The following is a 14,190-nucleotide window of genomic DNA, read 5'->3' as shown; positions in this document are numbered from 1 at the left end:
CATTTCGGAATAGTTTTCCCGATTAACCGCGTGGGTAATGGATCAGGGAATGAAAGTGAACCGTCTGTTCGCTGCTGTTATGGTAACTATGTGCAGTATCACCCGCAAAACGGACACCCTCACCCGATTTAATGGTTCGCCACTGTCCGTCAATGCACATATCCAGCAGGCCACTAATCACCACTACGTGCTCAATCACACCGGTTTCATGCGGTGTAGATTCACTCAACGCCCCCGGTGCCAGCAATATTGAAAAATGGTCAAAACAGAGTTGTGGGTCCCATGGAAACAGCGGTGTCACTACCATTGCCTGCTGTTGGGGATCAAAAGTCGCTGTGCCTTCTGACTCTGGTGGTGAAATAAACGTCGAAAACGGCACGTTCAGTCCGGTGGCAATTTTCCATAGCGTCGCCACTGTTGGGCTGGATTCATTGCGTTCTATCTGCCCCAACATGGCTTTGGAGACACCCGTTTCTTCTGCCAGACGCGACAGACTCCATTCCCGCTGGTGACGTAATGTCCGGAGCGTGGTAGCCAGATAGTGGGTTAAATTGTCCATTGTCGCCTTCCTCTATCTCCTGTTTCTGTCCATCAGCTTATCACTTGTACGCTATAACGCACAGTGCTACAGTGAATGACCGTTATAACGCACGCGGAGTCGCTATGCGCACATTATTAATCCCTTTGCCCACCGTTTTATCGGGTTTTGTTGCCGTGCTGGTCGGCTATGCCAGTTCAGCAGCCATCATCTGGCAAGCGGCGGTTGCCGCAGGCGCAACGACCGGGCAGATTGCGGGCTGGATGACCGCACTGGGAATCGCGATGGGCGTGAGTACGCTGGCATTGTCAGTGTGGTATCGTGCTCCCATCCTGACCGCCTGGTCTACGCCCGGTGCTGCACTGCTGGTTACGGGTCTGCAAGGCGTGACCATTCAGGATGCTATCGGCGTTTTTATTGTTGCTAACGCGCTGATAGTCCTGTGTGGTGTGACGGGGTTGTTTGCACGTCTGATGCAGATAATCCCACACTCACTGGCGTCGGCAATGCTGGCTGGGATCCTGCTGCGTTTTGGTTTGCAGGCATTTAATAGTCTTAATAATGAGCTTCTGCTGTGCGGCAGCATGCTGCTGGCGTGGCTGGTGTTAAAAGTTGTCGCGCCCAGGTACGCCGTCATTGCTGCCATGCTGGTGGGTACCGCCATCGCACTGCTAAAAGGTGACATTGTCACTTACAACATTAATTTATCTCCGGTGATGCCTGAATTCATCACCCCCCACTTTTCTCTTGCACACAGTATAAGCATCGCATTGCCGTTCTTCCTGGTTACCATGGCATCACAAAATGCTCCTGGCATTGCCACCATGAAAGCGTCAGGTTATTCCTTGCCCGTTTCACCGCTGATTGTCTTCACTGGTCTGTTAGCGCTGCTGTTTTCACCTTTTGGCGTTTACTCTATTTGTATTGCCGCCATAACCGCGGCAATTTGCCAAAGTCCCGAAGCACATCCTGATGCCAAACGACGTTGGCTCGCTGCCGCATCGGCAGGCGTTTTCTATCTTCTGGCTGGTGTATTTGGTGGTTCGGTCACAGGACTGATGGCGGCCCTGCCCGTAAGCTGGATCCAGATGCTGGCTGGCCTTGCTTTACTCGGTACGATTAGCGGTAGTCTGTATCAGGCATTGCTTCATGAAGCGGAACGAGATGCTGCCATCGTCACCTTTCTGGTTACTGCCAGTGGTTTGACCTTAATGGGGATTGGCTCTGCTTTCTGGGGATTAATCGCCGGAGGGATATGTTATGCCACGCTGAGATTATCGCGACGCACGTAATTGCGTTGGCGTCTTGCCCGTCATCTGCTTAAACCGATTGCTAAAATGGCTTGCTGAACTGAATCCACAAGCCATCGCGATATCCGACAAGCTACGTGAAGAATAACGGACCAGTTGCTGCGCCAGCGCCATACGACGCTGCATAACATACTGATGCGGAGCCATATTCATCGACTGGCGAAACATTCTGGCAAAGTGGAAATCGCTTAGTGCCGCTTCGCCTGCCAAATCGCTGAGGGTCATTGGGTAGGCCAGATGTGCGTCAATATAGGCCAGCACATTGCGCAATGTGGCTGGCGCAAGCCCACCGGTTACCACCGGCGGCCGCCATTGAACGTTGCTGTAATGTTGAATCAGATGCGTCAGCAACAGCGAAGATGCCGCGCTGAGCGTTAGATGATTAGCCGGTTGCTGCCAGTCATTACCCAGTAAAAACTGGCGATAAACCGCCGTGATCCCCGGATCGCTGCCGAACGTATGTTCGTCCAGCGTGAAGTTGTAAGGGCTTTTGTCCCAAACTTTCTCACCCACTTCCCGCAGATGCGCGTCGGTACAATAAAGATGTACAAAGGAAAGATCGTCACGAATATCCCAACTGGATTCGCTCTCTTTCGGCATCAGGCAGAAGCGATCCGGGCCGCCGCCGTTTTTCCAGCCCCCTGCCGTCTTGTGATAGCTTTCGTAGCCATCCGCGATATATAAACTGAGCGTGTGGTGATCGCAATACTGAGTGATGGTGTCGCGCTTGTTCGACCACGCCGCCAGTTGGATCCCCGAATGTAACGCAACCGACTCATGCAGCACGGCATTATGTTTGCGTAAGTTTTCAAAGGCGCCATAGGGCTGAGACATACCATCACATTCAAAATAAGTTAGCAGGCTTTCAGTCTATATCAGCTACATGTTGTTAACAGCCTCCTTTTCACTTTCGCGAGAAAAAAAGCGCAAGATTTTGCAAGTCTGCCGCAATCAGATGAAAGCCAGCCCCGGCCAGCCATGACACTGTGTGCGCTTCAATACAAAAATGAGAGAGATGTATGAACGCATTGTTGTACTGCCTGGTGGTCGTGATATGGGGAACGACATGGATTGCCATTTACCTGCAGCAAGGTCCGGTAGCTGCCCCGGTCTCTATCTTTTGGCGCTTTGCGGTCGCCAGTTCGGTGATGATCCTTCTCCTGCTGTTCAGCGGCAAATTGCGTAAGCTCTCCGGACGCGACCACCTGTTTTGTCTGTTACAGGGCGGGTGTGTTTTTTGCTTCAATTTCTGGTGTTTTTACACGGCCGCAGCGTGGATTAATACCGGTCTGGAGTCAGTAATTTTCTCGATGGCCGTGCTGTTCAATGCGGTGAATAGTTTTATATTTTTTGGTCAAAAACCACCGATACGCTTTTATTTCGCCGCGGCGCTGGGGTTGACGGGTATCATCACCCTGTTCTGGCAGGATTTGGTCAATAGCGGCCTGAATCATACGCTGCTGTTGGGTATTGGTTTAAGCGCTCTGGGAACGTTTGGTTTTTCCCTGGGCAATATGATCAGCCTGCGCCATCAGAAAAAAGGGCTTGAAGTGATGACTACCAACAGCTGGGCCATGCTGTACGGTACCTTGCTAATTGCCATCATTGCACTGGTGCGCGAGGACAACTTCACGCCGCAGTGGACGTTCAGCTATCTTAGCGCGCTGTTATATCTGGCTATTTTTGGCTCGGTGATTGCTTTCGGCGCCTATTTCACACTGGTAGGACGCATCGGTCCGAGTAAGGCCGCCTACAGTACGTTACTTTTCCCGTTGGTCGCGCTGACGCTGTCAACATTGTATGAAGGATACGTCTGGCAGGTTAACGCAATTGCCGGATTAGTGCTGATTTTGCTGGGTAATCTGGTGATGTTTGCACGCCCGGAGGCGTTAGTGGGGAAACTGCTGTACCGTCGTCGGACGGCATAAAAAAAGCGCACCATCAAAAGATGGTGCGCTCAGCATTACTGTTTTTTGTTGACATCAAACATGGAGGCGTCTGTCGCCATGTCATCAACAACTTTCTTCAACGTTTCGAACGCCATCGGCGTACTTTCGTTGTTCAGGTCCTTGCCTTCACCCTGACGTACCACTTTAATCACCGGCTTATTGGTTGCCGCATCGATCAATTCACCTTCAAAATAGAGGTGAGTATCCATGGTGCGGTGACCTGTCGCCATTTGTGTCCCCGCTACGAGTAACGCAACCGGAACGACTTCATAGAACTGCAGCCCTTCCTTGCTGGTTGCGACACCGGTAATCGCGCCACGGAAAATCAGGCTGCGCGGGCCGGGGGTCGTCACCAGGGGTTTACGTTTACTAATGGCGGTTTTCATTTGCGTATTGGTATAGCTCAACAGTTTATCCAACACCTGTTGCCCAACCTGAGTCGTTGGTTTAGGAATCGGATAATAGGTTATCGGGTTATACACAATACTGTCATATTTGGACTCATTGAAGTTGGGATCAACCCAACGCAGCACAGGCTGTCCTGTTGCCGATTTCGTTTCCTTCAGGCCAGAGTAATCTTTTAAAAAACCTGAATATTTATCTGGCTGCGTGATTTTTGACGCACAGCCTGATAACGCCAGTAAACCCGTAAGCACTGCAACTTTAAATAAAGTTTGAGCACGCATGGAACGATCCCTTAGTATTTGCAGATATGCATCTGAAATAATAGCAAAAGGAAATCATTTTGGATGTGCGAAAAATGGTAAGCGCCGCACAATTGTATTTTTGCGCTCAGCACAAAAAATGCTGAACGCAGAGCGTAGGCCATCAGCCGATTTTGCGGGCCAGCATAGTCGCAAAACGCAGTTTAATGCGATTGCCGTTTTCGTCTGTACGATGCAGTTCCCCCACGTCTTCGTTATATTTCAGCAGCTCCCATCCGCGGTAATAGTTGCGTAATTCCCCCGCTTTAAACGCGAACGGGAAGCCAACAGTGCACGGGAAATCATCGGTATCCATCGCCGCAACGATTAAGTTATATCCACCCTGTTTCGTGCAACGTTGCATATTTTCGATAAGCCCCGGAATGGTTTTCGCTTCGAGGAACATCAGCACTACGGTAGACAGGATAAAGTCGTATTCACCATCAAATCTCAACGCATTAAGGTCCGCGACGCTTGCCTGCAGATTAGTCAACCCTTCGGCTGCTTTGATACGCTCAAGGTTAGCGATGCTCATGGGATTTTTATCCCATGCTGTCACATCATAGCCGTTTGCCGCAAGGTACAGACTGTTTCGACCGTTACCGCACCCCAGGTCTAACGTTTTGCCTGGCTTAACAATTTTCGCCGCTTCAACGACATCGGAATGCGTACGGGTTAGATCGTATTTCTCAGTAAAGTAGTTTTCGTCGCAAAGGGTCATTATTTATCCTCAGATTTCAGTAATGCAGCACGCTCCGTGCGGATGAGCAGTTTCCCCTGCATCAACAATGCAAACGTACGTACCAGTAATAATGCAATGATAACATTGGTAAAAATAAACAGAGGGATCGACAGCATATGAAAAAATCCTGATTCGCTGCCGTGTCCCAGATGCAGCCCCGTTGTCGCCAGGGCCGACACGCCGAACGAGAAGCTCCAGAAAGACGCATTAAACGGCTGAGACAGATACCACGGCATGAGGCGTAGCATAAACAGCAGTTGCAGCAGACCATAGCCAAACAGCATTTTGGCCAACGTATCGCCCTCGCCGCCGTTGACGCTAAGCCAGGCGCTGCAGGCGACCAGCGCAGGTGCCAGCTGAATGCCAAGTGAGGTACGTAATGCCGTTGGCAGCTCGCCGCAACTGCGTAAACGCTGCAGGATCACCGGCTCGAGGCTGAGCCAGGAAAATACCCCTGCGCCCAAAAACACCAGTCCTGCGTCGTTGAAACCCAGCGCACCACAGGCCATTGCGCTAATAAAGTTATTGGCGACAGTCGGCAAATACAGCCCCGGTGTGGTGGCTTCTTCTGGGTGATCTCCGCGCCATAATCCTGCCGTTTGCCAGGCCGCGTACGCCAGTTGGATAACGACCCCAATGCTGAACAAGCCAAGCGCCAGCGGTCGATACCACGGGACAAAACCAATCGCGACCAGCATGGTTGTGGCCGGAAACAGACTGACAAAGCTACTCATCACTGGATGACGAATCTCCGCCAAAACGCTATGCGGAAAACGCAGTAAACGACTAAAAAAGGCCAGCGTCAGCAGCCCCCAAATGACCATGGCCAGGATGACTAACCCATCGCCTATCCAGTGGCTCACAGGCCACGCCTGACTGGCATATCGCCACGCAAATCCCATCCCGATGATGCCCAGTACCATGCCAAAATAACCGGCCGGAAGATTAAGGACCCGATCACTATGCTTGTTATTACTCATTTTGTTTATTTTTTAAAGTATATTTGAAATGCATTTTATGGAAATTATGGCGATTTAGCCAGTACGGAAAACTTTGCTACGTTTAACTAAGGTACGCAACACGGAAATGAGCTATGACCAAATACCGTCTGAGCGACGAACCTCGCTCCTTCAGTTATCAGGATAATGGCAACAAAAGAAGCGTATTACTACGCCAGATAATTGCACTGATCGATTTTAATGATGTTCCGGCCGGCACGCCTGGTGGCTGGATTGATAATGAAGCCGTACTGGCGCAGTGCGGTGATTGCTGGATTTACGATGAGAACGCGATGGCATTTGCGGGGGCAACCATTTCTGGAAATGCCCGCATTACGCAGGCCAGCGTGGTCAGAGATGGCGCACAGATTGGCGGTGCCGTATGGATAGATCGGGCTGAAATTAGCCATGGCGCGCAAATACGTGACAACGTCACCATTCAAAATTCTGTTGTACGTGGCGAATGTTTTTTGTCGGGCGATGCACGTGTTCTGGGAGGCTCCGAAGTCATCGCCGCCAAAGGGTTAACCCGTGAAAGTGACCAGCCCCTACAAATATATGATCGCGCAACCGTAAACCATTCACGCATTGTGCATCAGGTGCAGATCTATGGCGATGCAACCATTGACTACGCTTTTATTGAACATCGCGCCGAGGTTTTTGATTGTGCCCGCATCGAGGGTAATGAGGAAAATAACGTTTGGATCTGCGATTGTGCGAAGGTATACGGCAACGCCCGCATCATCGCTGGTACCGATGAAGATGCGATACCGACCCTGCGCTATAGCTCCCAGGTGGCTGAGCATGCGGTGGTTGAAGGTAACTGTATCCTGAAACACCATGTGCTGGTCGGGGGGCATGCAAAATTACGCGGCGGGCCACTCTTGCTGGATGGACACATCCTGATTGAAGGCCACGCCTGTATTCTGGGTGAAGTGCTGATCGAGCATCATATTGAGATAACCGGTCAGGCCCACGTTGAAGCCTTTGATGGTGATGCAATCCATCTGCGCGGGCCAAAAGTGATCAACGGCGAACAGCGTATTACGCGCACCCCCCTCGCCGGTTTATTCTGAAACGCTATCAATGATACGGGCATAGAGATTCACATCATGATAACCATCATTGAGAAACTCTGCCTGCTTTAAACACCCTTCCAGCTGAAAACCGTTGCGCAGCGCCACCTGGTTACTTTCCAGGTTATCGACGCGGCATTTAATAATGAACCGACGGATCTCGCCACGCTGAGCATAATGATGAATCAGTGCCTGTAGCGACCGGGACATAATACCCTGTCCCTGATGAACTTCATCCAACCAGTAGCCAATGTAAGCCGCTTTATTCAGCGGTTCTATTTGGTTAAATGAAATAACGCCAACCACTTCACCTTGTTTGAAGATAAGGAACATTTTGGCGTAGCCACGCTGGTGCAACATCATATTCCCCTGCACATTCTTACGCGTATCGTTCTCAGATTCGACAAGCTGCGGCCAGTTCAGCGACCGCTGGAGCCACACTTTATTTTTGAGCACCAGTCGATGCAAAGGCGTGACGTGTTGTTCTTCTACTGCCCGCAGTTCCAGCGTGTCACTGACGGTAATAATTTCTGACATGTTTATCTCCTTGGCGATTGTAAACGGGGGATTTCTGACTGGCAGTAGCCGATATTAATCTGCTTAGCGCCGTGGATGTCATATTTTTATGCTGTAACAGCAATCACTTAGAAACAATCTCTGGCGCGGAAGCCGTTACTCTGGATGTCCGGTTATCCCATGCCTGGATAGGCCGTAATGATGACAACAACACTTTCATTCTATTGCTAAGGAGCAAGCATGGCAGCACCTTTGGGTCGTTTAGCACTTATTCCGCTTTTACTGATTACCGCCTGTCACCAACCCGTCCCCACCACGCAAGCGGGTCCTGTCCCCTTTGCCGTTAACAAACAACCGGTTGTAGATAATACCACGCTGGAAATTTCCCGTAGCGCGCTGGAATATAACATTCATAAGGTTCAGCAGCTGCTGGGAGACAAAACCCGGATGTGCGCCATTCTTAAAGGCGATGCGTATGGCCACGATCTCTCACTGGTTACGCCGGTGATGATGCAAAACGGTGTGCAGTGTATTGGCATCGCCAGCAACGAGGAGATTAGCATTGTTCGTCAGTCAGGCTATACATCGCAGCTGATGCGCGTTCGCAACGCGACGGAAAAAGAGATGCGCCAGGCGGCGGATTTTGATACCGAAGAGCTGATTGGCAATCTGGATATGGCTAAACGTCTGAGTGCAATTGCCCAGGAGAAAGGGAAAACGATTCGTATTCATCTGGCCCTGAACTCTGGCGGTATGTCACGAAACGGTCTGGAAGTCAGCACCGCGGCAGGTCTGGAAGAGGCCCGCGCCATTTCCACGTTACCCGGTCTGAAAATTGTTGGCATCATGTCACATTTCCCGGAAGAAGATGCGGCGGTGGTTAAACGCGATCTGGCCCGTTTCAATACGCAATCGGCCCAGGTACTCAAAATTACCGGGCTTAAGCGCGAAGATGTCACCCTGCATGTCGCGAATACGTTCGCCACCCTGACCGTTCCTGAATCCTGGCTCGACATGGTGCGTGTTGGCGGTATTTTTTATGGTGATACCATTGCCAGCACCGAATACAAACGCGTCATGACGTTTAAATCCGCAATCGCGTCGGTAAACCATTACCCCAAAGGAAATACCGTCGGCTATGACAGAACCTATACCCTTAAACGTAATTCCGTTCTTGCCAATATTCCGACGGGTTATGCTGATGGCTATCGTCGCGTGTTCAGTAACGTGGGGCACGTATTGATCCACGGCCAGCGGGTTCCTGTACTGGGTAAAACATCCATGAATACCGTGATTGTTGATGTGACCGATCTACCGCAGGTTGCCTCCGGCGATGAAGTGGTGTTATTCGGTAAACAGGGAAATGCGCAGGTGAGCGCAGAAGAAGTCGAAGAAATTAGCGGCGCGCTGTTCACTGAAATGTCGATCCTCTGGGGGGCGACAAACAAACGCGTAATGGTCGATTAACACCTAAAACAGGAAGGGCTTCCTTTTCTCGCTGGAAGCCCTTTTACACAGTGAGCACAGTACTATTTAGCTCTCACTGACACTCTCTCTTTGCAAAATTTTGAGCAAATCTTCCTTCAGGTGAAGTTTCTGTTTCTTAAGACGAACAATGTCCAAACTGTATCCCCGACCATCCGAACCTTCCAGTCTGGAAATCTCATGATCAAGGCTGTTGTGTTTTTCGAATAAGGACAGAAAACGAGGATTCTCGGATTTCAGTCGGGAAATAAGGTCTCTGTATTCTGGAAACATACTTTCTCCCTGTTAGTGGACAAGAACGTGTATAAGAAATACACACCTTCAGCTTATCGGTTTGAGTCAGGGAAAAATGCGAGCAGGATCGAGTAAATAGTGTACAGAATTTTTTAAGAAAATGACGAACATGGCTCCCCGTCAGGAGAGCCATAACGGTGAGGATCAACGCATTTCGCGGTCGTCAACGTACTGACGTTTATCCGGCGCTGGCGGGAAGTACTGATACAGCCAGGTTTCACTGATGGCGTCGCCCTGACAACGCAGGAACATACGCATATCTACCGGATCGGTTGAGTCAGAAGTCGGATACCAGTCAAACTGAATGCGGTAGCCGTCGATAGGTTCAACGTAGAGGATCTCAATCTGTTTCGCTTCACCACTCGAAAGCGTAATTACCGGTTCAATACCTTTCGGCGCGGCGGCTTTTAAATCTCCACCAACGAAATCAACGGCAAAACGTCGTGCCCATTTTTCCGGGTAGTGCTCGCCCGGCGCCCATCCTTCCGGGAAGCCGCCCATACCTGTACGGGTCGCCATCACGCGAGCCAGCGGAGAGCGCACCGGCGGCTGAGCGCTCCAGTACAGGCGATATTTGAATTCCAGTTCATCGCCGGCTTTGATCTTCTTCTCCGGCTGCCAGAAGCAGACGACGTTATCCAGCGTTTCACCAGTCGTCGGGATCTCCATTAAGCCAATGGTTCCCTTGCCCCACTGGTTACGTGGCTCGACCCACAGGCTGGGGCGCTTGTTGTACCAACCCATAATGTCCTGATAGTGGGAGAAGTCACGATCCAACTGCAGCAGGCCAAATCCGCGCGGGTTGTTATCGGTATAGGCATTAAACTGCAGTTTTTGCGGGTTATTCAGCGGACGGCAGATCCACTCGCCATTGCCTCGCCACATCGCCAGACGGTCGGAGTCATGAATTTGCGGGTGAATGGTGTCACACATCCGGCGTTCATTGTTACCACAGCTGAACATGCTGGTCATCGGCGCAATACCGAGTTGCTTGATGTCTTTACGTGCATAGACATGATTCTGTACATCCATGATCACCTGCGTTTTCTCACAGTGGATCACAAACTTAAACGCGCCGGTCACGCTTGGGCTATCGAGCAGTGCATAAACAGTAAATGAAGTGGCGCCCGGTTTAACCGTTTCGAACCAGAATGCGGTGAAGTCCGGGAACTCTTCTTTGCTGTCGGTATACGTATCAACAGCCAGACCACGCGCCGACAAACCGTACTGATAGGTGTCATCTACGGCGCGAAAATAGCTGGCACCGAGGAAAGACACGACATCGCGACGAGCCAGTTCAGGCGCTTTGAACACGCGGAAACCGGCGAAACCGAGATCGGTTTGCCCTTCCAGCTGTTTGGTATCCACACCGGCATCGTTGTACTTGAAAAGCTCCGGGCGGAAGTGGATCTCACGCGCCATATGCGTACTGTCATCAACCGAGTACATGCGTACGCGGCGACGGAAGCCCATTCCCACATGGAAGAACTGCGCGTCAAGCTGACGATTTTCAACGTTGTTCCACAGTGACTGTTCTGCGTCGTACTGAATACTGTTGTAAGCCTGCGGCGTCAGTTTAGCCAGCGTATCCGGCAATGCGCGCGGCGCGCCGCCCCAGGGTTTCTGTGCTAAATCATGGGCCATCGATTGCAGAACGGAAAAATCAAAACGTACGGTTTTTCCGTCTGCAATGTCAGACTCTGCCGCATAGGCGGCGCGGGAAAAGAGTGATGCAATACCACTGGTTCCGCACACGGCGGCCACTGCCATTGAACCTTTAATAAATCGTCTGCGATTCATGCCTGAAAGTGAGTCCTTCTGGTCGTGTAAATGGTCCCGCGCCGGTCAAAATCTGCGGCAAGAGAGTGCACATTTCTGACCGCTCACTCTAGACAAAATTCATTAATAATCCAATTGTTGGTCGACGATTATCTGTACAAAATCGAAAATATTTTATGTCGATGAGAACAGGCCGAATCCCGTGTAAATTCAGTTAAAGTAAACCACACCGCCGTTTACTGCGTTCTTCTGCCTCCTGATACAACGCAAACTCATCATATACTGCGCAGCCCAGCGCCTGTTCAAAGGCATCGCGGCTGGAATTACCGTGGCTGCGCGCCTGCGTTTCATTACCCAGATTAGACTGGAAAATCCCTGCGGCGCTCACGGGCAAAAAATCCTCGTAGGTGATGGGTTGCGCAACCAGCCACCCTCGCTCAATGAGCGGCTGCGGGTCGTCATCCGGACGGATAGCCTGCCGATGCGCCTCGCCCGACGGCGTCAGGCGATAACGGAACCAGGCAAGCCCTTGCTGGCGCAACAGAAACTCACTGTCCGGGAACGCCTTAAACACGTCCTGAAGATGCAACTGGTGCGTCAGGTTATCTTTCCCCGTCCCCGCTTTACTCAACAGTTCGTCATACAACGCCCGGCCTTTTGGCGTCAGCGCCACACCACGTTGCTCGATTTCGCCAAAACGTGCTGTGTGAGTCCCACGCATTTCGCCGGCAAACAACACCGGTTCTTCCAGCGCCTTAAAGCTGGTCTGGCGCAGCAAGATAGGCACCTCGCGCCGTGGTGGGCCTTCAATGAGAATTTTAGGTGCAATACCGCACTCCGGCATCATCGACTGCACCCGATCGATATCCAATGTACGCGGCGTCAGATGGTTGATATGACAACCAGGGAAGCACACCACATCGGCAATCAGTCGATGCTCGTTATGCAAGGCATGATACGTTTGTTCATCTACGGTGGCGTGTTGATGCCAACGGAATGTTTCCAGTGCCTCATGCACAAATTCCTGAGCTTGTGCGGGTGTGAAACTACCCTGTGCATCAAACTCATCCAGCAGTTCGTGACAACGACGCGTGAAAATATCACGCTTTGCAAGGATCTCCGCTGCCTGCTGGCGCAACACCGCGTTCTCGATTAATTCGAGGCGTAATAACGAGGTAAATACCCGGAACGGGTTGCGCGAAAGCGAAGCATCGTCGATGGGACGAAACGCCGTGGAATGGACGGGGACGCCGGCCTGGGAGAGATCGTAATAGCTAACCGGATACATCCCCATAATGGCAAACATCCGCCGCAGTGTAGACAACTCCTGCGCAGTACCGACCCGAATTGCCCCATGGCGTTCAACATTGAGCCGTGCCAGTTCATCCGCATTGGCCAGTTTTTCATGCAGCGTCGGATTATTTTCCAGTACCGCCAGATTCACATCAGCGACAAGTTCCAGCAACGTGCCATACTGCGGGACTTCCTGCTGGTACATTGCTGACATTGCCTGCGAAAATTGTTCCCGAATCTCATCAGCCGTGATGGTGTTCGCCATAATGTCATGCCTCCAGTGAATATTACCTGGAGTGTAGAAAACGCCGCTGAGTCCGGTGGGAAGAATTTACAAACTGTGATCCCGCATAAATTCCCCCCACCCACAAAGGCAGTGAACTGAAGCTTACTGACGCGGTTTTAACTGACGTTCCAGCCATGGCAACATCTGTTTTTTACGACTGAGCATGCCTTCGACCTTGCAGGGTTGCGGTAACTCTGACAACTCAGATCCAGCGAACCACAGGCTGGTATCGCCAAGATTGATGTCCGTCAGCATCAGTACCACCAGCGCAGCCTGATTTTCCTCAGCATAACGGGTCATCTCCTCGCGGAGATCGTCCAGCATACCGTCAACCTGGCGCAATGCATACAGCTCGAGTTGCGCCACGCAGACTTTATGCCCATGAATGGTGAACGTTTTAATATCTTTATGCAGCAGCTCACGGGCACTCATGTCTTCGACGCTGGTTTTGGCCGACAACAGATCACGGCTAAAAGTGTCCAGATCCACACCCGTTTTTTGGGCCAGAGCACCCACCGCCTGGCTGTCATCCGGTGTAGTAGTCGGCGAGCGAAGCGTGACAGTGTCACTTAAAATAGCCCCCAGTAGCAAAAAAGCCTCCGCAGACGACAGCTGACTGCGCTCGTCATCCGCCATCAGTTGCCACAACAACGTCGCACTGCTGCCAACAGGTTTGACCCAGACCTCTGGAGGAAGACGAGTCACTAATCCGCCGAGTCGATGATGGTCGATGATACCAACGACATTGCTCTCAGACAGCGATTCCGGCCCCTGTGTCGGTTCGGTGAAATCTACCACCCAAACATCCTGATCGGTCAGCGGAAACGAGAGTCGTTCGGGCATGTCCAGTCCTGCATGCGCAAAGATAAATTGCGTTTCGCGGTTCGGTTCGCCCAGACGCCATGCCGTCGCCTGCTGGCCGCGTAACGTAAGCCAGCGAGCTGTCATTGCCGCGGTGCAAATGGCATCGCTATCGGGGTTAAGGTGCCCTATTACATGGATCATGGTCAGTGCCTTGTGATGATGGATGATGAAAAAGCGAACAATTGTCCGAGTATAACGACTGGCTACATTCCCTTCCATGATCCCACTACGCGGTCATGCTGTACAAAACATAAGCAAAATAAATCAGTTGTAAGTAAAACGCGTTAAATGTTAATAATATTTTGCTATCAAGTTATCAAAAACAAACAACTTCACTTGTCACCAATACGGCTCTG

At 51.2% G+C, this 14,190-nt stretch carries 14 protein-coding genes; 4 read left to right on the top strand and 10 right to left on the bottom strand.

Annotated features, from left to right (window positions below; genetic code table 11):
* Nucleotides 1-22 precede the first annotated feature (22 nt).
* The gene (locus tag SK32_RS05085; RefSeq protein ID WP_048211596.1) at nt 23-559 is read right to left on the bottom strand and encodes a helix-turn-helix domain-containing protein; all 537 of its coding nucleotides are present in this window, start codon (nt 557-559) and stop codon (nt 23-25) included.
* Between the two features lie 104 nt (nt 560-663).
* Between SK32_RS05085 and SK32_RS05080 the strand changes: the two genes are divergently transcribed.
* Nucleotides 664-1,830, top strand: a complete 1,167-nt coding sequence (locus SK32_RS05080; protein ID WP_048211595.1) for a benzoate/H(+) symporter BenE family transporter — start codon at nt 664-666, stop codon at nt 1,828-1,830.
* Here SK32_RS05080 and SK32_RS05075 read toward each other — a convergent pair.
* Nucleotides 1,813-2,682 (bottom strand): helix-turn-helix domain-containing protein, encoded by an 870-nt coding sequence (locus SK32_RS05075; protein ID WP_048211594.1) that lies wholly within the window; start codon nt 2,680-2,682, stop codon nt 1,813-1,815. The two genes, SK32_RS05080 and SK32_RS05075, sit on opposite strands and share 18 nt — an antisense overlap.
* 185 nt (nt 2,683-2,867) lie before the next feature.
* Between SK32_RS05075 and SK32_RS05070 the strand changes: the two genes are divergently transcribed.
* Nucleotides 2,868-3,776: a DMT family transporter gene (locus SK32_RS05070; protein ID WP_048211593.1), complete on the top strand. Its 909-nt coding sequence runs from the start codon at nt 2,868-2,870 to the stop codon at nt 3,774-3,776.
* Between the two features lie 35 nt (nt 3,777-3,811).
* Here SK32_RS05070 and SK32_RS05065 read toward each other — a convergent pair whose 3' ends face one another.
* The 3 genes from SK32_RS05065 to tehA form a co-directional block, all read right to left on the bottom strand.
* On the bottom strand, nt 3,812-4,483 hold the full coding sequence (locus SK32_RS05065; RefSeq protein ID WP_048211592.1) for a DUF3313 domain-containing protein: 672 nt from the start codon (nt 4,481-4,483) through the stop codon (nt 3,812-3,814).
* Nucleotides 4,484-4,625: 142 nt separating this feature from the next.
* A complete protein-coding gene (gene tehB / locus SK32_RS05060) occupies nt 4,626-5,222 on the bottom strand; it encodes a tellurite resistance methyltransferase TehB (protein ID WP_048211591.1) in 597 nt (198 codons plus the stop codon).
* Nucleotides 5,222-6,223, bottom strand: a complete 1,002-nt coding sequence (tehA, locus tag SK32_RS05055; protein WP_048211590.1) for a dicarboxylate transporter/tellurite-resistance protein TehA — start codon at nt 6,221-6,223, stop codon at nt 5,222-5,224. Before tehA ends, tehB begins: the two co-directional genes overlap by 1 nt.
* A gap of 113 nt (nt 6,224-6,336) precedes the next feature.
* On the opposite strand from tehA, the gene ydcK reads away from it, so the two are divergent.
* A complete protein-coding gene (ydcK, locus tag SK32_RS05050; RefSeq protein WP_048211589.1) occupies nt 6,337-7,317 on the top strand; it encodes a YdcK family protein in 981 nt (326 codons plus the stop codon).
* Here ydcK and rimL read toward each other — a convergent pair.
* Nucleotides 7,309-7,854 (bottom strand): 50S ribosomal protein L7/L12-serine acetyltransferase, encoded by a 546-nt coding sequence (rimL, locus tag SK32_RS05045; protein WP_048211588.1) that lies wholly within the window; start codon nt 7,852-7,854, stop codon nt 7,309-7,311. The two genes, ydcK and rimL, sit on opposite strands and share 9 nt — an antisense overlap.
* A gap of 219 nt (nt 7,855-8,073) precedes the next feature.
* Here rimL and alr point away from each other — a divergent pair, with 219 nt between their 5' ends.
* Nucleotides 8,074-9,300, top strand: a complete 1,227-nt coding sequence (gene alr, locus SK32_RS05040) for an alanine racemase (protein WP_048211587.1) — start codon at nt 8,074-8,076, stop codon at nt 9,298-9,300.
* A 66-nt stretch (nt 9,301-9,366) separates the two neighbouring features.
* Here the strand turns inward: alr and SK32_RS05035 are convergent, their stop codons facing one another.
* The 4 genes from SK32_RS05035 to SK32_RS05020 form a co-directional block, all read right to left on the bottom strand.
* Nucleotides 9,367-9,591: an HP1242/YdcH family protein gene (locus tag SK32_RS05035; protein WP_003020276.1), complete on the bottom strand. Its 225-nt coding sequence runs from the start codon at nt 9,589-9,591 to the stop codon at nt 9,367-9,369.
* 165 nt (nt 9,592-9,756) lie between these two features.
* Nucleotides 9,757-11,412, bottom strand: coding sequence for a glucan biosynthesis protein D (locus SK32_RS05030; RefSeq protein ID WP_048211586.1), 1,656 nt, complete (start codon nt 11,410-11,412; stop codon nt 9,757-9,759).
* A 193-nt stretch (nt 11,413-11,605) separates the two neighbouring features.
* Complete coding sequence (gene hglS / locus SK32_RS05025) at nt 11,606-12,949, bottom strand: 2-oxoadipate dioxygenase/decarboxylase HglS (RefSeq protein ID WP_048211585.1); 1,344 nt, start codon at nt 12,947-12,949, stop codon at nt 11,606-11,608.
* 123 nt (nt 12,950-13,072) lie between these two features.
* On the bottom strand, nt 13,073-13,975 hold the full coding sequence (locus tag SK32_RS05020; protein WP_048211584.1) for a manganese-dependent inorganic pyrophosphatase: 903 nt from the start codon (nt 13,973-13,975) through the stop codon (nt 13,073-13,075).
* Nucleotides 13,976-14,190: the final 215 nt, after the last annotated feature.

The organism is Citrobacter sp. MGH100, assembly GCF_001034465.1.
GTDB lineage: Bacteria > Pseudomonadota > Gammaproteobacteria > Enterobacterales > Enterobacteriaceae > Citrobacter > Citrobacter youngae.
Note: the sequence above shows the minus strand (reverse complement) of the source record. Positions and strands in the feature narration are given on the sequence as shown.

What these genes read in the sequence shown, in the direction of transcription:
- SK32_RS05085 (WP_048211596.1), bottom strand. Translation starts at nt 559, where the DNA reads ATGGACAATTTAACCCACTATCTGGCTACCACGCTCCGGACATTACGT.
- SK32_RS05080 (WP_048211595.1), top strand. Translation starts at nt 664, where the DNA reads ATGCGCACATTATTAATCCCTTTGCCCACCGTTTTATCGGGTTTTGTT.
- SK32_RS05075 (WP_048211594.1), bottom strand. Translation starts at nt 2,682, where the DNA reads ATGTCTCAGCCCTATGGCGCCTTTGAAAACTTACGCAAACATAATGCC.
- SK32_RS05070 (WP_048211593.1), top strand. Translation starts at nt 2,868, where the DNA reads ATGAACGCATTGTTGTACTGCCTGGTGGTCGTGATATGGGGAACGACA.
- SK32_RS05065 (WP_048211592.1), bottom strand. Translation starts at nt 4,483, where the DNA reads ATGCGTGCTCAAACTTTATTTAAAGTTGCAGTGCTTACGGGTTTACTG.
- tehB (WP_048211591.1), bottom strand. Translation starts at nt 5,222, where the DNA reads ATGACCCTTTGCGACGAAAACTACTTTACTGAGAAATACGATCTAACC.
- tehA (WP_048211590.1), bottom strand. Translation starts at nt 6,223, where the DNA reads ATGAGTAATAACAAGCATAGTGATCGGGTCCTTAATCTTCCGGCCGGT.
- ydcK (WP_048211589.1), top strand. Translation starts at nt 6,337, where the DNA reads ATGACCAAATACCGTCTGAGCGACGAACCTCGCTCCTTCAGTTATCAG.
- rimL (WP_048211588.1), bottom strand. Translation starts at nt 7,854, where the DNA reads ATGTCAGAAATTATTACCGTCAGTGACACGCTGGAACTGCGGGCAGTA.
- alr (WP_048211587.1), top strand. Translation starts at nt 8,074, where the DNA reads ATGGCAGCACCTTTGGGTCGTTTAGCACTTATTCCGCTTTTACTGATT.
- SK32_RS05035 (WP_003020276.1), bottom strand. Translation starts at nt 9,591, where the DNA reads ATGTTTCCAGAATACAGAGACCTTATTTCCCGACTGAAATCCGAGAAT.
- SK32_RS05030 (WP_048211586.1), bottom strand. Translation starts at nt 11,412, where the DNA reads ATGAATCGCAGACGATTTATTAAAGGTTCAATGGCAGTGGCCGCCGTG.
- hglS (WP_048211585.1), bottom strand. Translation starts at nt 12,949, where the DNA reads ATGGCGAACACCATCACGGCTGATGAGATTCGGGAACAATTTTCGCAG.
- SK32_RS05020 (WP_048211584.1), bottom strand. Translation starts at nt 13,975, where the DNA reads ATGATCCATGTAATAGGGCACCTTAACCCCGATAGCGATGCCATTTGC.